The organism is Bradyrhizobium sp. NP1 (assembly GCF_030378205.1).
In the GTDB taxonomy this organism is placed as follows: Bacteria; Pseudomonadota; Alphaproteobacteria; order Rhizobiales; family Xanthobacteraceae; genus Bradyrhizobium.
Window position 1 is genome coordinate 442,615 of the sequence record NZ_CP127385.1, and the last position, 20,260, is coordinate 462,874.

The window sequence follows — 20,260 nt, forward strand, 5'->3', positions numbered from 1 at the left end:
CCAATGGCCGACCGGGCCCCGCGGTTTGACGGCCAAAGACGCCGTTCGACCGCGGCTGCGGGGGTCGGACTTACCCCGCCTTGGTGTGGCGCGGACCGATCACGAGGTCATCGCGGTGGATCATCTCGGCGCGGCCGGAAATGCCGAGGATCGCCATCACGTCCGGCGAGGATCGGCCCTTGATCTTCTCGGCGTCCTCGGCGTCGTAGGCGACGAGGCCGCGTCCGACCTCGTGGGTGTCGGGGCCGCGCACCACCACAGCATCGCCGCGGGCGAACTGGCCCTCGACGCGGATCACGCCGGCCGGCAGCAGGCTTTTGCCCGCGCGCAGTGCCGAGACCGCGCCGGCATCGATGGTCAGCGTGCCCTTCGGCTCCAGCGAGCCCGCGATCCAGCGCTTTCGCGCCGTCACGGGGTTTGCGGGGGTCAGGAACCAGGTGCAGCGTCCGCCGCCGGCGATCGCCCTCAACGGATGCTCGATCTTGCCCGAGGCGATCAGCATATGCGTGCCGCCGGTGGTCGCGATCTTCGCCGCCTCGATCTTGGTGCGCATGCCGCCACGCGACAATTCGGATTCCGCCTCGCCCGCCATCGCCTCGATCCCGGCGGTGATGCTTTCGACCACCGGCACCAGCTTCGCATCGGGATTGCTTCCGGGCGGGGCGTCGTAGAGCCCGTCGATGTCGGAGAGCAGGATCAAGAGGTCGGCGCTCGCCATGGTGGCGACGCGGGCGGCAAGCCGGTCGTTGTCGCCATAGCGGATTTCGGTGGTGGCGACCGTGTCGTTCTCGTTGATCACGGGCACCGCGCGCCACTCCAGAAGCTTGGCGATGGTCGAGCGCGCGTTGAGATAGCGGCGGCGCTCCTCGGTGTCCTGCAGCGTCACCAGGATCTGGCCCGCGCCGATGCCGCGGGCACCCAGCACTTCCGACCAGATCCGCGCCAGCGCGATCTGTCCGACGGCGGCCGCGCCCTGGCTCTCTTCCAGCTTCAGGGCGCCGCGCGGCAGCTTGAGGCGGCTGCGGCCGAGCGCGATCGAGCCGGAGGAGACGATCAAGACCTCGCGGCCCTCGCGGTGCAATTCGGCGATGTCGTCGGCGAGCGCGGCGAGCCAGGACGAGCGCACGTCGCCGGCCTGCGAATCGATCAACAGCGAGGAGCCGACCTTGACGACGATGCGGCGGAATTTCTTGAGCGAAGGACGGGCCATGGTGGCAGGAGAAGAGATGGTTTGGCTGGGAGCGTCAGTGTCTAGCATCCGCGTTCGGCGGCAGCTAGCGCCGAGCTTGGTTCATTGCGGCGGCTTCGGCCGGTTTACGGCCATTGGGGGAGGCTCACGGCGTGGCCGGCGCCCACGGTTCGTCGCTGCCCTTCGCCTTGGCCGTGACGGGAGCCTCGCCGATCACCTGCACCAGCGCGCGCAGGGCTTCCTTGACGCCTTCACCGGTCGCGCCCGACACCAGCAGCGGCGTCTTCTTCGCGGCGCGTTTCAGGCGCTCCTTCTGCTTCTTCAGCGTCTCGGCGTCGACCGCGTCGATCTTGTTGAGCGCGACGATCTCGATTTTGTCGGCAAGCTGGCCGCCATAGGCCTCGAGCTCGGTCCGCACCGTCTTGTAGGCCTTTCCGGCATGTTCGGTCGTCGCATCGACGAGATGCAGCAGCACGCGGCAGCGCTCGACATGGCCGAGGAAGCGGTCGCCGAGCCCTGCGCCCTCATGCGCGCCCTCGATCAGGCCGGGGATGTCGGCGAGCACGAATTCGCGCCCGTCCACATTCACCACGCCAAGCTGCGGATGCAGCGTGGTGAAGGGGTAGTCAGCGATCTTCGGCTTGGCCGCGCTGACCTTGCTGAGGAAGGTGGATTTGCCGGCGTTCGGCAGGCCAACGAGACCGGCGTCGGCGATCAGCTTCAGCCGCAGCCAGATCCAGCGCTCATCGCCCGGCTGCCCGGGATTGGCATGGCGTGGCGCGCGGTTGGTCGAGGACTTGAAATGCGCATTGCCGAAGCCGCCATTGCCGCCTGATGCGAGCACGAACTTCTCGCCGAGCTTGGTGAAGTCGTGGATCAGCGTCTCCCTGTCCTCGTCGAACACCTGCGTGCCGACAGGCACCTTCAGCACCACCGGCTTGCCATTGGCGCCATGGCGGTCCTTGCCCATGCCGTTGACGCCCTTCTCGGCCTTGAAGTGCTGCTGGTAGCGGTAGTCGATCAGCGTGTTCAGCCCGTCGACCGCCTCGATGACGACGTCGCCGCCGCGTCCGCCATTGCCGCCGGAAGGGCCGCCGAACTCGATGAACTTCTCGCGCCGGAACGCGACGCAGCCGTTGCCGCCGTCGCCGGAGCGGACATAGACCTTGGCTTCGTCGAGGAATTTCATGCCTGCTTAGGTAAGCCAGCGGCGGCGGCACGGCAACCCGGGCGGCGATGGAACATCGCGGAAAGCCTTAATTTTCGGCCTTTTTTGCGGGCCGGCGCGATATTCGGCGGCTCGGTCTGATATAGTTTGCCCAAGACGCATCGGGGCGGGGATCGAATGGAGCGGCGCGCGGTTCTCCGGCTTGTCGGCGGCGCGGCGTTATGGCCGCATCTGGCGCACGCCGATCCGCGGCCGCATCGGATCGCCTTCGCGCATTCCGGCATTGCCGCCGACAGCCTGACCGAGAGCGGCGGGCCATTCTGGGTGCGGCGCTTCTACGAGACCCTGCGCAAGCTCGGCGACGTCGAGGGCGGCAACCTGGTCGTCGAGCGGTTTTCGGCGGAGGGGCATTCCGAGCGCTTCGTGCCGGTTGTGGCCGAGGTCGTCGGCCGCAAGCCCGACGTGATCGTCGCCAACCTCAACGATTTCGTCAAAACCTTCATGGCGGCGACCACCAGCATCCCGATCGTTGCAATCACCGGCGATCCCATTGCGACCGGCATGGTGACGAGCCTGGCGCGGCCCGGCGGCAATCTGACCGGTGTCAGCATCAACGCGGGAATCGAAATCTATGCCAAGCGGCTGCAGCTTCTCAGAGAGGCCGTGCCTTCGGCTGCGCACATCGGCCACCTGCTGTCGGGCTCATGGGACAATGGCGGCGCCGCGCTCGGCGAGGCGGCGGTGCGTCTCGGCATACCGGTGACGCCGTTCTTCATGCCGGTCGTGAACGAAGCGGAGCTCGGCCGCACCTTCGCCGACATCGCGCAGCAAAAGATCGACGGCATCGTTGTCGATGAGGGCGGCAGCTTCCTCGCGCTGCGCGCCATGATCGTGGCACTCGCGGCCAAACACCGCGTCCCGGTCATCTACCCCTATCGCGACTATGTGGATGAGGGCGGGCTGATGGCGTTCGCGCCCGACCTCGGCGAGCTTGCCGAACGCATGGCGAGCGACGTGCACCAGATCTTCAACGGCACGAAGGCCGGCGACATCCCGTTCTATCAGCCGAGCAAATTCCAGCTTCTCTTCAACCTGAAGACGGCGAAGGCGATCGGCCTCGACCTCTCTGCCAACCTGATTGCGCGCGCCGACGAGGTGATCGAATGAGGCGGTGCCGAATACCTGCAGCCGTCATGCGCGGGCCTGACCCGCGCATCCATCAGGAGAGCGAATCTTTTTGAAATGATGGATTGCCGGGTCGAGCCCGGCAATGACGGAGAGAGCTAGCCAGGTCTTCTGCGGATCAGGAATTTCTGCAATCCCTCCAGCACCAGCTCGCGGCGCTGGTTGAACACGGTGCTGCGCAGGGCGACGACCCCGGTCGTGCGGCCGGGCACGAGTTCGCTGACCTCGAGTGCCGGATAGATCGTGTCGTCGGCATAGACGGGTTTCAGGAAACGGCTCGACTGTTCGAGGAAGCCGACCAGCGATTCCTCGACCAGGAAAGGAAACAGCCCGGCGCCGGGTGCGGTGTGGATCAGCGTCTGGAAACCGTGGGCGAGCAGGTTCGGCATGCCGCGGGCGCGGCAATATTCGACGTCGTAATGCACCGGATGGGTGTCGCCGCTCGCGGTCTGGAACGCGGCGAATATCGCCGGTGTCATGGTGCGGCTCGGAATGGTGAAGCGCTCGCCGAGCACGAAATCCTCGAACCAGCGCTGCTTGGCCACCATGCGATGCGTGGATGGATCGAATTGGGTCATACCGCTCTCGTAGGCGATTTCGGTCAATTCATCGGTAACGCGGCACAGCCGCTGCGGCAATTGATACAAACCGTCATGCCCGGGCTTGTCGCGGGCATCCACGTCGTTAAAACGGTGCGGCGCCAAGGCGTGGATGGCCGGGCCAGGCCCGGCCATGACGAAAGAGCAAGAGAAAAGCGCCGCATCCGCCGATGAGCCTCCTAGCCAAATTTTCCGCCGGCGCCGACGACCGCTCCGCCCGCCTTGCCGGCATCGGCCTGATGCTGCTCGCGATCTTCATGTTCTGCATGGGCGACGCGATCGGAAAATTCATGGTCGCGACCTATTCGGTGGGGCAATTGCTGCTGTTGCGCGCCTGCGCCGCCTTTGCCGTGCTGTCGCCGATCATCTGGCGTCAGCGCGCGCAATTCCGCAATCTCGAGCGGCCGCGCCTGCAGCTCCTGCGCGTGCTGTTGTCCTCGCTCGAGGTCGCGGCGTTCTTCCTCGCCACCGTCTATCTGCCGCTTGCCGACGTCACCACCTATTACCTCGCCTGCCCGATCTTCGTCACCGCGCTGTCGGCGATCGTGCTGCGCGAGCGCGTCGGCTGGCGGCGCTGGAGCGCGATCCTGATCGGCTTCTGCGGTGTGCTGATCGCGCTGCGACCCTCGACCCAGACGATAAGCTGGCCGGCGCTGATCGCGCTCGGCGGCAGCTTTTCATTTTCCGTGTTGTTGCTGATCACGCGCTCGCTGCGCGCGACCCCCGATGTGGTGATGGCCTCGGCGCAATTCGCCGGCACCTTCCTGCTCGGCGCGGTGATGGCGCCGTTCGGCTGGGTCACGCCCGACGCGGGCAGCCTCGCGCTGTTCGCGCTCGCCGGCTGCATCGCGGTCGGCGCGCTGCTCTGCGTCAACCGCTCGCTGAAGCTCGCGCCGGCGAGCGTCGTCGTTCCCTATCAATATTCGATGATCGTGTGGGCGGTCCTGTTCGGCTTCGCGGTGTTCGGCGACGTGCCGTCACCCGCCACCATTGCCGGCGCCGCCATCATCATCGGCGCCGGGCTCTACATCTTCCTGCGTGAGCGCAGCATGGGACGCGAGGACACCGGCGTCAGCGCGCCGGGGTAACCACTATCGCGCTTTTCGCGTCGAGCTGGTCCAGTTCTTCAGCGACGACCAGACGCCGCGAGAGAGGCGGAAGCGGTCGACCGGGCTCGACGAGCCCAGCGCCTCGAAGCGGTGCAGCTCGACGCCGGTCCACTGGAAGCCGCACTTCTCGAGGATGTTGCGCGAGCCGGGATTGCTGACGCGGGCACCGGCATGGAGCTGGTCGACGTCGAACTCCTCGAAATAATAGTCGATCACCGCGCGCGCGGCCTCGGTGCCAAAGCCCTGGCCCCAATGCTCGACGCCAAGCCAGTAGCCGAGCTCGGCGATATCAGCCTCGCGCCAGTTAATGCCGACCATGCCGAGCGGCATGTGGTTGCTCTCGATCAGAAACGCGATTTCGCGCCGGTCGGCGGCCGTGGCACGCACGAATTCAACCGCATGATCCTGGTGGTAGGGATGCGGCAGGCGGCGCGTATTCTCCGCGATGCGGCGATCGTTGGCGAGCCGCGTGATCGCTTTTACGTCCGCGAGCGTCGGCCGACGCAACGTCAGCCGGTCGGTCTCGAGGACGCAGCTACTTGCCTCGTGCAAGGTCGGGGGTGAGATATCCTGCAGCATGTCGGACTCCATCAGCATCAAAATCAAAAGGGGAGGCCGGTTTCCCGCCTCCCCTCTGGAGTCCTTCCATGAACTCCGCCGGTTCAACAGGATCCGGCGGACTTGGATTTTTTGTCCACCGTCACTCGGCCGCAACATCCGTCATCGGGCGAACCGATATGAACGTACGGCCGTTGGCTTTGGCATGAAACTCGACGTGACCCTCGATCTTCGCGAAGAGAGTATGGTCGGTGCCCATGCCGACATTAAGGCCGGGATGCCAGGTGGTGCCGCGCTGACGCGCAATGATGTTGCCGGGAATCACGCGCTCGCCGCCGAACGCCTTCAGGCCCAGGCGCTTCCCCTTGGAATCACGCCCGTTTCGCGATGAACCGCCTGCTTTTTTGTGAGCCATGGCCCGTCTCCAAACTTGTCCGTATCTCTAGATCAATTCCTTGACGGAATCATCTCACTTTTTGTCACGCGAAATTTTCCGCGTCTTACGCCTTGTCGCCGTCGCCCTTGGCCTTTTTCGCCGCCGGCTTGGCCGCAGCCTTGCTCGTTGCGGCCTTGGCGCGCGGTTTCGCCGCAGCCTTGGTCTCGGTCTTGGCCGCCGCCTTCTTGGCGGGCGCCTTCTTCGCCTTCGGCGAATCGTCTTCGCCCTCGGCGACCTTTGCGACCTTTTCCCTCTTCGGCCGCGGACCGATCGTCGGCTTGGCGTTGTCGGCGAGGATCTCGGTGATGCGAAGCACCGTGATCTCGTCGCGATAGCCGCGCTTGCGGCGCGAATTCTTGCGGCGACGCTTCTTGAACGCGATCACCTTTGGGCCGCGCTTGTGCTGCAGCACCTCGGCCGCAACGGAAGCACCCGCTACCGTGGGCGCGCCGAGCACCGGCGTATCGGCGCCGAGCACGAGAACTTCGCCAAGCTGCACGATCGTGCCGACGTCGCCGGCGATCTTGCCAATCTCGAGTACATCATCCGGAACGACACGGTACTGCCGGCCGCCGGTCTTGATGACTGCGAACATCGTTTGATTCCTTCGTGTTCGATCCCGTCCTCGGACCAGGTCCGGGCCGGCTTTTTGTTCAGTCGTTATGGATTTCCGAGTTTCGCGCGGGATGCGGGAGTGACCCCGGCCGATTCCACGCAAAAACAAGCGGCGCGAGAAATCCCGCGCCGGATGGAGCGGACTTATAGCGGCTGAACGGCGGGAGTCAAGGCAAACGGAGCGAAAAACCGGCCAAAACTGAGGGGTTTGGCTGACTTTGCGGCCTCCGGACCCCTTCGCCTGGGCCTGGGGCGGCCTGAAACAAAAGGGTTCCACGGCCGTTGTCACCCAAGCATTCCACGGGTCAGGGGTCCAGATGGCCGAAGATGTCATTACCACCACGGGCATCGCCCGCCACGGCGCGGCGCGCCTGCCTTCAGTCGACGTTGATGGTTTCAATATCGAACTGAAGGACGAGGAGGGTTTTCTCGGCGACCGCGCCTCCAAGGGCGCATTCCGGAAGATCCTCGACCACTGGCGCAAGCCGCTGCGCAAGACCGGCAAGGACCCCTTCGGCGACGAGCCCTCCGACGAGATCAGCAAGAAGACGCTGGACGAGATACTGGTCGGCGACGACACTGAGGCTTCCGCCGTGGTCCACAGCGCGATCGAGGAATTCGCGCAGGAGCTCGCCTATGTGACGCGGCGGTTTTTGAAGACCAAGGCCTGGGCGAAGACCGAGCGCATCATCGTTGGCGGCGGCTTTCGCGAGAGCCGGCTCGGCGAGCTTGCGATCGCGCGCACCGAAATCATCCTCAAGGCGGAGGATTTCAAGGGCGACCTGCAGCCGATCCGCTTCCACCCGGACGAAGCGGCGCTGATCGGCGCGCTGCATCTGGCCCCGTCCTGGATCTTCGAGGGCCATGACAGCATCCTTGCCGTCGACATCGGCGGCACCAACATCCGCTGCGGCGTCGTCGATACCCGCTGGAAGAAGGCGCCGGATCTTTCGAAGGCGACGGTGTGGAAATCCGATCTATGGCGCCATGCCGATGACGAGCCGACCCGCGAGGGCGCGGTCAAGCGGCTGGTCAAGATGTTGAAGGGGCTGATCGAGCTCGCGGAGACGGACGGGCTGAAGCTCGCACCCTTTATCGGCATCGCCTGTCCCGGCGTGATCAACGAGGACGGCTCGATCGCGAAAGGTGCGCAGAACCTGCCGGGAAACTGGGAGAGCAGCAAGTTCAACCTGCCCGCGAGCCTTGCCGAAGCGATCCCCGAGATCGGCGGTCACGATACCGCGGTCGTGATGCACAATGACGGCGTGGTGCAGGGGCTTTCCGAGGTGCCGTTCATGCAGGACGTCGAGCGCTGGGGCGTCTTGACCATCGGCACCGGGCTCGGCAACGCGCGCTTCACCAACCGGCACAAGGAGAACGGCAAGAAGAAGGATCGTGACGAAAAGGAGAAAGACAAGGAAAAGGAAAAAGAGAAGGAAAAAGAGAGGGCAAAATAGCTCAGGCCGCGTTCGGCTGGCGCGCGCCGGGTCCGGGGTGCACATGCACTCCCTTGGGGTCGAGCGGTTCGCCGCATTCCGAGCAGACCATGACAGGATCGAACAGCTTGCCGCATTTCCTGTGCTCGTGAAGCAACGGCCGGCCGCGCGAATCCACCATGTGGACGTTGCCCCAGTTCACGATCGCCATGATGATCGGGTAGAGGTCGAGCCCCTTCTGGGTCAGGATGTATTCATAGCGCTTCGGTGAATCCTGGTAGGGAATCCGCCGCAGCACGCCGAAGCGCACCAGCTTCTTCAGCCGTTCGGCGAGCAGGTGCCGCGTGATGCCGAGCGAGGTCTGGAACGCCTCGAAGCGCCGCTTGCGCAGGAAGCATTCGCGCAGGATGAGCAGGGTCCAGCGGTCGCCGATGACAGCGACGGTGCGTGCGAGCGAGCACGGCTCCTCCTCGAGCGCATCCCATTTCATCTTCATCTCCAGTCACTTGGGCGGACCGCGATCGGGACCCGATTCCTCATAATTCTAAATCGGAACTGATGCCCCTTCAACCGGCCTCGTTCTGAAATTATTATACGGCCGAAAGAGCGAGATTGACAGTTCTAAAAAAGAACTATAGGCATTCCAAATAGCCCGCGTTCACCGCCCGGCCCGAGGGATCAAGCCATGGCAAACCAGCTCAAGGTGGAATTCCATTTCGATTTCGGCAGCCCGAACGCCTATCTCGCCGCTCTCGTGCTGCCTGCGATCGAGGCGCGCACCGGCGTCAAGTTCGACTACGTGCCGGTGCTGCTTGGCGGCGTCTACAAGGCGACCGGCAACAAGTCGCCGGGCGAGACGCTGCGCGGCATCAAGAACAAGCCGGAATTCCAGCAGCTGGAGACGCAGCGCTTCATCCGCCGCCACGACATCACGACCTTCAAGTTCAACCCGTTTTTCCCGGTCAACACCTTGATGCTGATGCGCGGCGCGGTCGCCGCGCAGTTCGAGGGCGTGTTCGAGCCGTATTTCCGCGCCGGCTATCATCACATGTGGGAAGCGCCGAAGAAGATGGACGACCCCGCGGTGTTTCGGGACGCCTTCATCGCATCGGGGCTCGACGTCGACCGCCTGATCGCGCGTGCGCAGCAGGACGACGTCAAGAAGAAGCTGATCGACAACACCGGCGACGCGGTCGAGCGCGGCGAGTTCGGCTCGCCCACCTTCTTCGTCGGCAATGAGATGTTCTTCGGCAAGGACCAGCTCCGCGACGTCGAGGAGGAGATCGTGGCGCAGAGCCGTGGCGCTACCGGCAGGACGGCCTGATCCGGATAAAGCCGTGTGCGCGCTGCGGCGGAGCCCCGAGATGCGACCGATCGAAATCACACCAGCCGAGATCCTCGAAGGCCTGCCCGGCCGCATTCATGCGGTGATCGACGCCCACGTCGCCGCGGCGCCGGATCGCACGGCCCTGATCGAGGATGAGGAAAGCCTGAGCTACCGCGAGCTCGACCGCGCCGTGCGCGGCACTGCGGCTGCGCTCGCGGCGCTCGGCATCCGGGGCGGCGATCGCGTCATGATCGTGAGCGAGAACTGCATCGCGCTCGCCTGCCTCCTGTTCGCGGCAAGCCGGCTCGACGCCTGGGCGATCGTCGCCAATCCGCGGCTGTCGCCGCGCGAGCTCGACCAGATCCGCGAGCACAGCGGCGCGCGCCGCATCTTCTTCACGGCTGATGTTTCGGCGGAAGCGGCCGCCCATGCGCAGCGCTATGACGCCGCGATCCGCGATGTCGGCCCGCTGTTCGGCATCGGCGTCTCGGCGCTCAATGAAGCGGCCGTGGCCGAGTCGGTCGAGCCCGATGGCGGCAGGCAGGTCGCGGTGCTGATCTACACGTCGGGCACGACAGGGACGCCGAAGGGCGTGATGCTGACGCATCGCAATCTGCTGGTCAGCGCCGGGACGACCGCGGCGGTCCGCCGGATGACGCCGGACGACGTGCAATATTGCGTGCTGCCGATCTCGCACATCGTCGGCATCTCGCTCCTCATCATGAGCCTGATGACCGGCGCGCAGGTGCGGCTCGCTGCCCGGTACGACACCGCCGCGCTCGCGAAGGCGATCGCGGAAGAGGGCGTCACCATCGTCAATGGCGTGCCCGCGACCTATCAAAGGCTGCTGGAGTACAAGCGCCTCGCAGGGTTGGCGACGCTCGCGCGCGGCGCGCTGCGCCTGATCGCGGTCGCAGGCGCGCCGCTCGATCCCGACCTGAAGACGCGGGTCGAGGCCGAGCTCCACCTGCCGCTGCTCAACGGTTACGGCATCACCGAATGCGCGCCGGGGATTTCCGGCGTCCGCATCGATCACCCGCGACCCGACCATGGCGTCGGTCCCTTGCTGCCCGGCATTGAGGCGCGGCTGGCTGCTCGCGACGGCGCGCGCGTCGCAGGCGGCGAAGTCGGCGAACTCCATGTGCGCGGGCCCAATGTGATGCGCGGCTATTACCGCGCGCCGGAGCTCACCGCCAAGGCGATCGATGCGGATGGCTGGTTCAACACCGGCGATCTCGCCCGTTTCGAGGGTGATTGCCTGTTCATCGTCGGACGCACCAAGGAAATGATCATCCGTTCCGGCTTCAACGTCTATCCCGCCGAGATCGAGGCGGTGATCGCGAGCCACGACGCCGTCGTGCAATGCGCGGTGGTCGGCCGGCCGGTCGAGGGAAACGAGGAAGTGGTTGCGTTCGTGCAATTGCTCAAGGGCTCGCGTGCCGGCCCGCAGGAATTGATGGCGCATATCGCGCCGCAGCTCACCTCCTACAAGCGGCCGTCGGAGATCATCGTGCTCGATGCGTTGCCGGCGACCTCCACGGGGAAAATCCTCAAGCACAAGCTTGCCGAATCGCTGCGCGGCGCTTGAGCAACAACCTTCTCGCGGCTGGAATGCACCATCGCTCGACCTGACGGATCTGGAGGCAACCATGCAAAAGCGAAATGCGACCGCAGCCGTGATCGGCGCCGGCGACTATATCGGCGGCGGGATCGCCAAGAAATTCGCGTCCGAAGGCTTTACGGTGTTCGCCGGACGGCGCAACGGCGACAAGCTCGCGCCGCTGGTCAAGGAGATCGAGGCTGCAGGCGGCGAGGTCCATGCGCGCTCGCTCGATGCGCGCAAGGAAGAGGAGATCACCGCCTTCCTCAACGATGCCGACAAGCACGCGCCACTCGAAGTCTGCATCTTCAATGTCGGCGCCAATGTCAATTTCCCGATTCTCGATACCACCGAGCGGGTGTTCCGCAAGGTCTGGGAGATGGCCTGCTATTCCGGTTTCCTGGCGGGGCGCGAGGCGGCGCGGCTGATGCTGCCGCGGGGCAGGGGCAATATCTTCTTCACCGGCGCCACCGCTTCCTTGCGTGGCGGTTCGGGCTATGCGGCTTTTGCCTCCGCCAAGTTCGGCCTGCGCGCGGTGGCGCAGGCGATGGCGCGCGAGCTCGGTCCGAAGCACATCCATGTCGCGCATCTGATCATCGATGCCGGCGTCGATACCGAATGGGTGCGGCAGCGGCGGCTGGAGGCGCTGGGGCCGAATGCGCTCGACGACCCCGATCTCCTGATGCCCCCGGATTCCGTCGCCGATTCCTACTGGCAGCTCTACCAGCAGCCCCAGAGCGCCTGGACATTCGAGCTTGAAATCCGCCCCTTTGGTGAGAAATGGTGAGGGTGCCGGTCTGGCGGCAGCGATAACGGGAGGACCATGTGAAGACAGCGATCACCGAACTGTTCGGCATCCAGCATCCGATCATCCAGGGCGGCATGCATTTTGTCGGCTTTGCCGAGCTGGCATCGGCCGTCTCCAATGCCGGCGGGCTCGGCATCATCACCGGCCTCACGCAGAAGACGCCGGAGCTGCTGGCGAAGGAGATCGCGCGCTGCCGCGACATGACCGACAAGCCGTTCGGCGTAAACCTGACCTTCCTGCCGACCTTCGCGGCGCCGCCTTACCCTGAATATATCCGCGCCATCGTCGAGGGCGGGGTGAAGATCGTCGAGACCGCCGGCCGCAGTCCGGAAGCCTACATGCCGGCACTGAAGGCGGCCGGCATCAAGGTGATCCACAAATGCACCTCGGTGCGGCATTCGCTGAAGGCCGAGAGGATCGGCTGCGACGCGGTCTCGGTCGATGGCTTTGAATGCGGCGGCCATCCCGGCGAGGACGATATCCCGAACATGATCCTGTTGCCGCGCGCGGCGGAGGAATTGAAGATTCCGTTCGTCGCCTCCGGCGGCATGGCGGATGCGCGCAGCCTGGTCGCGGCGCTGGCGCTCGGCGCGTCCGGCATGAACATGGGCACGCGCTTCATCGCGACCAGGGAAGCGCCGGTGCATGACAATGTGAAGCAGGCGCTGGTCAAGGCGTCCGAGCTCGACACCCGCCTGATCATGCGCGCACTGCGCAACACCGAGCGCGTGCTCGACAACGCCAATGTCGACCGCCTGCTCGAAATCGAGCGCGAGAAGGGGACGAGCCTCAAGATCGAGGACATCCACGACCAGGTCGCCGGCATCTATCCCAAGGTGATGATCGAGGGCGACATGGATGCGGGCGCCTGGAGCTGCGGCATGGTGGTCGGGCTGATCCACGACATTCCGAGCGCGAAGGAGCTGATCGACCGCATCATGGCGGACGCGGACCGCATCATCCGAACCCGCCTGATGGGCTTTCTCGACGGCTCCGTGGGATCGCAGTTGCGCGCGGCCGCTTCGTGAGCACCGCCGGGTCTCGGGCGTGAGGTCAAAGCGGAGCGACGTTCCAGGGAGCAACCAATGCGCAACGCCGGCAGCTATCAGTACCCGCAGATGGACTCGGTCGTCTACGGCAAGCCCGCCGCCGAGGCGTTGCGCGAGGAGGCCGAGCGTCTCGGCGCCCATCGCGTCTTCCTGATCGCAAGCCGCACGCTGAACACGCAGACCGACGAGATCGAGAAGATCCGAGCCGGCCTTGGCGATCGATATGCCGCGACCTTCGATGGCGTCCCGCAGCACACCACGCGCGAGGTGGTGGTCGAGGTGGCGTCGCAGGCAAAGCAGGCGGCCGCCGACCTCGTCGTCGCGGTCGGCGGCGGCTCGGTGGTCGATGCGGCGAAGATCGTGCTGATGTGCATGGAGCACGATATCTTCGAGCAGGACGGGCTCGACGGCTTCGAGACCACCCCGGAGCGCCGCTTCGGCGCATTCCGCAATCCGAAGGTCCGCATGATTGCGATCCCGAGCACGCTGTCCGGCGGTGAGTACAATTCCGGCGCGCTGGTGACCGACGCGCGTCGCAAGCTCAAGCAGATATTCAATCATCCGATGATGATGCCGCGCACCATCATCCTCGATCCCGCCATCACCCGATATACGCCGGAACCGTTGTGGCTCGGCTCCGGCACGCGCGCGATGGACCACGGCATCGAGGCGATCTGCTCGATCCGCGGCAACGCGCTGGTCGACAACGTCTGCCTTGCCGGGCTGCGCTATCTCCATGATGGTCTGCTGCGGAGCAGGGAAAATCCCGACGACGCGCAGGCGCGCATCGACTGCCAGCTCGGATCTTGGCTGTCGGCGTTTGGTCTGCAGGCGCGCGTTCCGATGGGCGCGAGCCACGCCATCGGCCATGTGCTCGGCGGCACCTGCGACGTGCCGCATTATTTCTGCACGGCGGTGATGATGCCGAGCGTGCTGCGCTACAATCGGCCTGCGACCGAACAGGCGCAACGGCGGATTGCGGAAGCGCTGGGCTCGCCGGGCATCGAGGCGAGCGAAGCGTTTGCCGGCTTCATCGCCAGGCTCGGCCTGCCGCGGCGGCTTTCCGATGTCGGCGTGCGCGAGGATCGCTTCGCCTTGATCGGCAACAACGCGATGCTCTCGATCTTCACGCGGTCCAACCCGCAGCCGATCCGCGCGGCGGACGACGTCGTCGAAATCCTGAAACTCGCGGCGTAAGGCGGCAAGGTTAACGGTTCCGTCGTAACCTTGATAGGTTAGGTTAAAATCGCAATCGCGTTGCGGCTGCCGCACTGCGCGCTACCGTCGTTTCGTCGCATCAACCTGACCGGCGAAGCCGCCCTTCCCCGGCCAGCATTTCAATGACGCGGCACGGGACCGCCAGTTTTTACCGCGTCTGGCGGTCCCACCAGCCGCGCATCGCTTTTCATCCATGACAGCGAAAAGGCGCGCGCCTTCAGCGCCAGCCGATCCGCGTGAAGAAGCGCGCGATCTCCTCCGCCGCGCGGCCGGGATCTTCCCGATGCGGAAAATGCCCGACGCCGGCAAGCATCGAAAGGTCGAGGTCGGCGAAGGTCTCGTGCAGGCGATCGGTCCAGGCATAGGGAAACAGCGGATCGTGCTCGGCCCAGCGCACGCAGGTCGGCACGGTGATCGGCGGAAGCGGCGGCACTTCGTCCTTCATCATCGCGACGCGTCCGGCATGGGCCGCCCGGTAGTGCGCAAAGCCGCCTGCGAGGTTGCCGGGCTTGAGGAAATTGTCGGTGAAGCCGTCGAGCACGTCGTCGAAGGCGTGCTTTTGATACGACCAGTCTTTCAGGAAGTGCCCGATATAGAGACGGCAGCTCTCGCGCGTCGCGCCGACCAGCGCGGGCGCCATCGCCATCTGGTGGAAGGATTGATACCAGATGTGGTTGAGCCGGTCCGGCGCGCCCATGCGCGCGCCAATGCCTGGATAGACGAAGTCGAAGAAGAACAGCCCCTTGATTCGATTGGACGCGCCGCGCGCGAGCGGCTGCATGGCCGCGCCGCCAACATCATGGCCGACGATGCCGGCGGCCTCGATGCCGAGCGCGTCCATCAGCGCCAGCATGTCGCTCGCATGCTGGTCCGGACCGTAGGGGCCGTCCGGCTTGTCGCTGTCGCCGAAGCCGCGCAGGTCGGGCGCCAACAGCGTGAAGCGGTCGGCGAGATGCTGCATCACCGGTTCCCAGGTCAGCCAGAATTCCGGCCAGCCATGCAGGAGCAGCAGCGGTGCACCGCTCCCGGTTCGCGCAACATGGAATGCGGCGCCGTTGGCGCGGATGGTCAGATGCTCCATGGCGGGCTCCCTTCGCTTCCCGTGGCTTTCCGTGCGTTGATTTTCCTCACCAAATTCTGGCCGCGATGAGCGGAAATCTCCATTCACCGCCTTGTGTCATCAGCCATCCTCGCCTAGAACACGGCCCCGACCACCGGGGGTAGCCCCGATTTGGCGCCTTGGAGAGGTGGCAGAGTGGTTGAATGCACCGCACTCGAAATGCGGCATAGGTGCAAGCCTATCGGGGGTTCGAATCCCTCCCTCTCCGCCAGTCCTTCGCGCAGCTGAGACCTGTCGAGCACCTGAGAGAGGGGCAGGACTCAAGGCAAGGCCATCAAGCGCAAGCTGCTGCGCCGCCGTGCCCCATTGACCCCATCCCGGCACGTCGACCCTCGAAAGCCCGATCGCTCACGAATTTTTCCGCCAGTTGCGCCGTCCCGTAATGGAGCCGGGCAAATCTCCCCGAACCCGACGAACTGGTTGGCGGTAGTTGCGCGACACCGACATGCCCGACCTCGCGAAGGGGGCGACATGAAATTGCGACCTGTATCCCTCCTCAGTCGGCCCCTTGCACTGGCTGTCAAGTATAATATGATCATCGTCATATAAGGCGTGCCCGCCGGTGCGGGCCCCGGGGATGGTCGCTGTGAAACAGCCCTCAAGGTGAGGGCCGCCCGCGGTTTGGCCGGTAATAGTTGCAGTATCCGCCCCGTGCGGATTCTGTGGCGACTTGGAAAATTCGATGAAGAAGCAGCGTCTGCCTCCGCTCAATGCGCTGCGTGCTTTCGAGGCAACGGCCAAGCATCTGTCCGTCAAGAAGGCGGCCGAGGAATTGTACGTCAGTGCGGGCGCAGTCAGCCAAATGCTGAAAGCGCTCGAACTGCATCTGGGGGTGACGCTCTTCAAGCGAGTCAATCGCGGCATCCTCCTCACCGATGCGGGCGCGGAATATCTCCCGGCCATCCGCAACGCGTTTCGGCAGATCGCAGAAGCGACGTCCTCCCTTGCCACCGCTTCGGGCGCAGGAACACTGAAAATCAGCACGACGGCGGCGTTCGCCTCGTCCTGGCTGGTGCCTCGCCTCAAGCACTTCCAGGAGCAATACCCGGAAATCGACCTGCAGGTGCAGACCGGCCAGGCGCTGGCTGACTTTGCGCGAGGCGGGGTCGATCTCGCCGTGCGGCATGGCCTTGGACGTTATCCGAACCTGCGCAGCGAGCGTCTTTTCGCGATCGAGGTCGTCCCGGTCGCTTCGCCCGAGCTGGTCGCCGAGCTCGGGCTTCCTGCCGAGCCGTCGGCGCTCGCGCGCTGGCCACACGTCCACGATGCCGGACGCAGGGATTGGCAGCTCTGGCTGGAGGCGCAGGGCGTGCCCATGACTGGTCCGCCCCGCGGACCGGCCTTCGACGACTCTGGCCTGCTGCTTGCGGCCGTGCGCGACGGGCAGGGCGCAGGCCTGTTGCCGGCGGCGATCGTCGCGCAGGACCTCGCCCGCGGCCGCCTCGTCAAGCTCGCCGAGATCGTCTGGCCCGAGGCATTCGCCTATTATTTGGTTTATCCCGAATCCAACGGCGAGCTGCCGAAAGTCGCGGCTTTTCGCTCGTGGATTCTCGATGTGGCTACGGACGAGAACCTCGCTGCGTGAAAACCTCTGTGCTTCGCCGATCGCTGGCGCTCGCCTTGAGCGCCCGTTCGCGATGCCGGCGCAGCTTCACACGAGCTAACGCGAACGTTTAGAAATTCTCCGTTGTCAATCGGCGACCACGAAACGACTGTGCGGCCAACAAAATCCGAGACAGGGAGGTTGGATTGCACGCGCTTCGTCAAAATCTATCGACAGCTCCAGACATCAAGGCCGCTCCGCTCCAGGCTTATCGGCATCGGCCGGTTCGCTTCATTGAACTGTGGCGTCCGGTCGACGACTGGAGCCTGAAGGTCTACGGCATCAATGCCGATCAGGCACGCAACACCGGAGCGACGATCCTGGATGCGCAGCTTCTGGCCGCGGCCAAGAGCGTGATCGCCGGAACACTTCGACGCCAGGAATTCGCAAGCGAGAGCATCCACAAGGCCGGCTACGTCATCCTGCACCAGGGCGTGCTCGGCAACTGGCTCCTGCTCGACTGGTGGTCGCACCATATCCTCTGGAATCAGCTCCTGTTCAGGTCTGAGACCGTCAAGGCGCCAACCTTCACGCCGGTGACGAACGGCATCACCGGCTGCGTCTGGGAGATCGGCCTCATGGCGTTCGAGCGCGACGCCTGGGTTCGTCTGGTTCTGCAGGCGGGCGAAGCGGTCTCGCGCGGAGAGGCACTCAAGGCCTATTTCGCCACGACCTTCAACGGCGACATCTAGGCATCGGCCATCGCCGTCCCAGCGGCGAACCCGATTTTTGCGGCTTTGGGAAAACAGGAGTTGGAGAGAACATGTCATCGATCGCAGTGGCAAACGAAGCAGCGTCGCACGTCCTGACCGAGCAGGACGCGGCCACGATCCTGCGGCGCTATCAGGAGCTCTGGAATCGCGCAGCGCTCGACGAGCTGATGGAAGGATTTACCGACGACATCGTCGTGGAGTTCGCGGACCTGCCGACGATCCGCGGCAGGAGTGAATTGGAGAAAGTGCTGCGCGCCCGCCTCGCCCGACAGAAGGGCTATCGTCTCACAAAGGCGGTTCGCTTCGTGTCGCAGGCGACGATTGTCGGCTCGTGGACGGCCGACTGGACCGACAGCACGACCGGACGCCAGATGAAGGGCAGAGGCATCGAGTTCATCGAGATGCGAGGCAGCAAGTGCGCGCGCTGGGAAGCCACGTTCAACGCGTGGGATGCGGAGGCACCGGTGCGCTCGATGTTCACCTAGGTCGCCGAACAGGCGGCCGATTTCCGGCAAATTGTTTCGATCGGAACAGGCCCGGGGCGAGGACGCGGCGTGCGTCCGCGCGCCGAGCCTTGATCGAGCGCGAGATTTCGGGTTTCAGACGGGAGCAGTCTTTCAATGCAAGAGAGCATCGGTCCGGACATTGCGGACGGCGCCGCCAGAGCGGCCCGACATCGCTTCAGGCGTGGTTCGGCGTTCGCCGGAGGCCTGCTGCTGATCTATTTCACATTCATCTCGTTTATCGGATTTGCGCCGCAGCTTGCCGGCGCCCTGCTGCAGCCCGGCTTGAGCGTCGCCTTGCTTCTCGGCGTCGCGGTGATCCTGTTCATGTGTGTCCTGAGTTTTGCCTACGCCGCGACGACCAATGCCGACGATCGGGCGATCGCGGAGCTGGAGCGATGAACACGGCGGAAGGCTTCGCACAAATCTCGATCGTGCTGTTCCTGGCGATCGTCGGGGCAACGCTTGTCGTCACCTATTGGGCGTTCCGGAAGTCTGCCGGCGTGGAGTCCTTCCTCACCGCGGAGAACCGCATCACGGGCTTCCAGAACTCGCTGGCGCTCGCCGGAGACTATCTCAGTGCCGCAAGCTTCCTCGGCATTGCGGGCATGGTCTCCCTGTCCGGCTTCGACGGCCTGGTTTATTCCGCCGCCGCGCTGGTGGGCTGGCCGATCATGCTGTTCCTGATCGCGGAGAACATGCGCCGGCTCGGCCGATACACGTTTGCCGATGTGGTCGCTTACCGGTTTCGGCAGGCGCCGGTACGAATTGCCGCCGGGCTCACGACGCTGATCATCATCGCGTTCTACACGATCGTGCAGATGGTTGGCGGCGGCTACCTGATCAGGCTTCTGTTCGATCTCGACTACGAGCTCGCCGAGCTGATCGTGGGCGTCGTCATGCTGGCTTACGTCCTGTTCGGCGGCATGCTCGCGACGACATGGGTGCAGATCATCAAGGCCGTGTTGCTGCTCGCCGGTGCGACGGGGCTGGCTGTTCTGGTGCTGGCCCAGTTCGGCTTCAATCCGGTCGAGCTGTTCCGGTCGGCGGCGGAGAGCTACGGCGAAGGCGTGCTCGGCCCCGGACGCTTCCTGCCGAACCCATGGGACACGGTGTCGCTCGCATTGGGCTACGTCTTCGGCGTGGCGGCGCTGCCGCATGTCCTGATGCGTTTCTATACCGTGCCCGACACAAGGCAGGCCCGTCTCTCCGTCGTCTTTGCAACCGGGTGGATCGGCTACTTCTACCTGCTGACCTTCGTCCTCGGATTCGGCGCGATGACGCTGGTCGGAATGGACGCGATCAAGGTCGTCGACAAGGGCGGCAACATGGCCGCGCCGCTGCTGGCTGCTGTGGTCGGCGGGGCCGGATACATGGCGTTCATCTCGGCGGTGGCATTCGCAACGGTGCTCGCCGTGGTCGCCGGACTGACGCTTGCGGGGGCGGCCGCCGTTTCGCACGACCTCTGGACCATCGTCATCAGGAAGGGTGCCGCTTCGCCGAAGGAGCAGATGCTGGTCGCGCGACTGACCGCGATCGGGCTCGCCGTTCTTGCGGTCGCATTCGGCATCCTCTTCAAGGAACAGAACGTCGGCTTCATGGCGGGGCTGGCGATCGCCATCGCCGCCGCGGCGAATTTCCCCGCACTGGTCCTCGCCCTGTTCTGGCGCAACTGCACGACGCAGGGAATCGTCGCCAGCGTCGTGACAGGATGCCTGAGCTCGATCCTTCTCATCTGTCTTTCGCCGACCGTGCAGATCGACATCCTGCACCACGCGGAGGCCTACTTTCCGCTGCGAAATCCCGGCCTGCTGGCGATTCCCCTGTCTTTCGTGGTCGGGGTCGTGACTTCAATCTGCACGCGCGACCGGCAGGCGCGAGAGCGGTTCGATGAAATGCAGTCCGTCGGTGCGGGGAATAGTCCGCGGATGGCCGGTGTCGTCGCGGGCCCCGCCGATCGGGCGAGGACAGTCACCTGATGCACTCCCGTCGGTCGTCGCGTTCCGCTCGGCTGGCAGCTATGT

Annotated in this window: 21 protein-coding genes and 1 tRNA gene; 14 read left to right on the forward strand and 8 right to left on the reverse strand. The window is 64.9% G+C overall.

Going from position 1 to position 20,260, the window contains the following annotated elements:
• Positions 1-70 precede the first annotated feature (70 nt).
• Positions 71-1,210, reverse strand: a complete 1,140-nt coding sequence (gene proB / locus QOU61_RS02145; protein WP_289656506.1) for a glutamate 5-kinase — start codon at positions 1,208-1,210, stop codon at positions 71-73.
• Positions 1,211-1,334: 124 nt separating this feature from the next.
• Positions 1,335-2,378, reverse strand: a complete 1,044-nt coding sequence (gene obgE, locus QOU61_RS02150; protein WP_289656507.1) for a GTPase ObgE — start codon at positions 2,376-2,378, stop codon at positions 1,335-1,337.
• A 156-nt stretch (positions 2,379-2,534) separates the two neighbouring features.
• Here obgE and QOU61_RS02155 point away from each other — a divergent pair, with 156 nt between their 5' ends.
• On the forward strand, positions 2,535-3,524 hold the full coding sequence (locus tag QOU61_RS02155; RefSeq protein ID WP_289656508.1) for an ABC transporter substrate-binding protein: 990 nt from the start codon (positions 2,535-2,537) through the stop codon (positions 3,522-3,524).
• Between the two features lie 116 nt (positions 3,525-3,640).
• On the opposite strand, the gene QOU61_RS02160 is transcribed toward QOU61_RS02155, so the two are convergent.
• Complete coding sequence (locus QOU61_RS02160) at positions 3,641-4,120, reverse strand: MaoC family dehydratase (RefSeq protein ID WP_289656509.1); 480 nt, start codon at positions 4,118-4,120, stop codon at positions 3,641-3,643.
• A 191-nt stretch (positions 4,121-4,311) separates the two neighbouring features.
• Here QOU61_RS02160 and QOU61_RS02165 point away from each other — a divergent pair, with 191 nt between their 5' ends.
• On the forward strand, positions 4,312-5,229 hold the full coding sequence (locus QOU61_RS02165; protein WP_289656510.1) for a DMT family transporter: 918 nt from the start codon (positions 4,312-4,314) through the stop codon (positions 5,227-5,229).
• A gap of 3 nt (positions 5,230-5,232) precedes the next feature.
• Here QOU61_RS02165 and QOU61_RS02170 read toward each other — a convergent pair whose 3' ends face one another.
• From QOU61_RS02170 to rplU, 3 genes are all read right to left on the reverse strand, one after another.
• Positions 5,233-5,829, reverse strand: a complete 597-nt coding sequence (locus QOU61_RS02170) for a GNAT family N-acetyltransferase (protein ID WP_289656511.1) — start codon at positions 5,827-5,829, stop codon at positions 5,233-5,235.
• A 121-nt stretch (positions 5,830-5,950) separates the two neighbouring features.
• A complete protein-coding gene (gene rpmA, locus QOU61_RS02175) occupies positions 5,951-6,223 on the reverse strand; it encodes a 50S ribosomal protein L27 (RefSeq protein ID WP_289656512.1) in 273 nt (90 codons plus the stop codon).
• Positions 6,224-6,308: 85 nt separating this feature from the next.
• Positions 6,309-6,839: a 50S ribosomal protein L21 gene (gene rplU / locus QOU61_RS02180; protein ID WP_289656513.1), complete on the reverse strand. Its 531-nt coding sequence runs from the start codon at positions 6,837-6,839 to the stop codon at positions 6,309-6,311.
• A 337-nt stretch (positions 6,840-7,176) separates the two neighbouring features.
• Here rplU and QOU61_RS02185 point away from each other — a divergent pair, with 337 nt between their 5' ends.
• The gene (locus tag QOU61_RS02185; RefSeq protein ID WP_289656514.1) at positions 7,177-8,316 is read left to right on the forward strand and encodes an ROK family protein; all 1,140 of its coding nucleotides are present in this window, start codon (positions 7,177-7,179) and stop codon (positions 8,314-8,316) included.
• Between the two features lies 1 nt (position 8,317).
• On the opposite strand, the gene QOU61_RS02190 is transcribed toward QOU61_RS02185, so the two are convergent.
• Positions 8,318-8,785 (reverse strand): winged helix-turn-helix transcriptional regulator, encoded by a 468-nt coding sequence (locus tag QOU61_RS02190; protein ID WP_289656515.1) that lies wholly within the window; start codon positions 8,783-8,785, stop codon positions 8,318-8,320.
• 195 nt (positions 8,786-8,980) lie between these two features.
• Here QOU61_RS02190 and QOU61_RS02195 point away from each other — a divergent pair, with 195 nt between their 5' ends.
• The 5 genes from QOU61_RS02195 to QOU61_RS02215 all read left to right on the forward strand — a co-directional run bounded on the left by QOU61_RS02195 (position 8,981) and on the right by QOU61_RS02215 (position 14,276).
• Positions 8,981-9,619, forward strand: coding sequence for a 2-hydroxychromene-2-carboxylate isomerase (locus QOU61_RS02195; RefSeq protein WP_289656516.1), 639 nt, complete (start codon positions 8,981-8,983; stop codon positions 9,617-9,619).
• A 40-nt stretch (positions 9,620-9,659) separates the two neighbouring features.
• Positions 9,660-11,210: a class I adenylate-forming enzyme family protein gene (locus QOU61_RS02200; protein WP_289656517.1), complete on the forward strand. Its 1,551-nt coding sequence runs from the start codon at positions 9,660-9,662 to the stop codon at positions 11,208-11,210.
• A 61-nt stretch (positions 11,211-11,271) separates the two neighbouring features.
• A complete protein-coding gene (locus tag QOU61_RS02205; RefSeq protein WP_289656518.1) occupies positions 11,272-12,009 on the forward strand; it encodes an SDR family oxidoreductase in 738 nt (245 codons plus the stop codon).
• 38 nt (positions 12,010-12,047) lie between these two features.
• Positions 12,048-13,058, forward strand: coding sequence for an NAD(P)H-dependent flavin oxidoreductase (locus tag QOU61_RS02210; protein WP_289656519.1), 1,011 nt, complete (start codon positions 12,048-12,050; stop codon positions 13,056-13,058).
• Between the two features lie 57 nt (positions 13,059-13,115).
• On the forward strand, positions 13,116-14,276 hold the full coding sequence (locus QOU61_RS02215; RefSeq protein ID WP_289656520.1) for an iron-containing alcohol dehydrogenase: 1,161 nt from the start codon (positions 13,116-13,118) through the stop codon (positions 14,274-14,276).
• Positions 14,277-14,514: 238 nt separating this feature from the next.
• Here QOU61_RS02215 and QOU61_RS02220 read toward each other — a convergent pair whose 3' ends face one another.
• Entirely contained in the window at positions 14,515-15,378 is an 864-nt protein-coding gene (locus QOU61_RS02220; RefSeq protein WP_289656521.1) for an alpha/beta fold hydrolase, read from the reverse strand.
• Positions 15,379-15,538: 160 nt separating this feature from the next.
• Here QOU61_RS02220 and QOU61_RS02225 point away from each other — a divergent pair.
• From QOU61_RS02225 to QOU61_RS02250, 6 genes are all read left to right on the forward strand, one after another.
• Positions 15,539-15,628, forward strand: a tRNA-Ser gene (locus QOU61_RS02225).
• Between the two features lie 471 nt (positions 15,629-16,099).
• Positions 16,100-17,002 (forward strand): transcriptional regulator GcvA, encoded by a 903-nt coding sequence (gene gcvA / locus QOU61_RS02230; protein WP_289656522.1) that lies wholly within the window; start codon positions 16,100-16,102, stop codon positions 17,000-17,002.
• A gap of 164 nt (positions 17,003-17,166) precedes the next feature.
• Positions 17,167-17,712: a hypothetical protein gene (locus tag QOU61_RS02235; RefSeq protein ID WP_289656523.1), complete on the forward strand. Its 546-nt coding sequence runs from the start codon at positions 17,167-17,169 to the stop codon at positions 17,710-17,712.
• Between the two features lie 71 nt (positions 17,713-17,783).
• Positions 17,784-18,218, forward strand: a complete 435-nt coding sequence (locus QOU61_RS02240; protein ID WP_289656524.1) for a nuclear transport factor 2 family protein — start codon at positions 17,784-17,786, stop codon at positions 18,216-18,218.
• 135 nt (positions 18,219-18,353) lie between these two features.
• On the forward strand, positions 18,354-18,638 hold the full coding sequence (locus QOU61_RS02245) for a DUF485 domain-containing protein (protein ID WP_289656525.1): 285 nt from the start codon (positions 18,354-18,356) through the stop codon (positions 18,636-18,638).
• Complete coding sequence (locus QOU61_RS02250) at positions 18,635-20,215, forward strand: sodium:solute symporter family transporter (RefSeq protein ID WP_289656526.1); 1,581 nt, start codon at positions 18,635-18,637, stop codon at positions 20,213-20,215. The genes QOU61_RS02245 and QOU61_RS02250 overlap by 4 nt, the downstream gene beginning before the upstream one ends.
• Positions 20,216-20,260 lie beyond the last annotated feature (45 nt).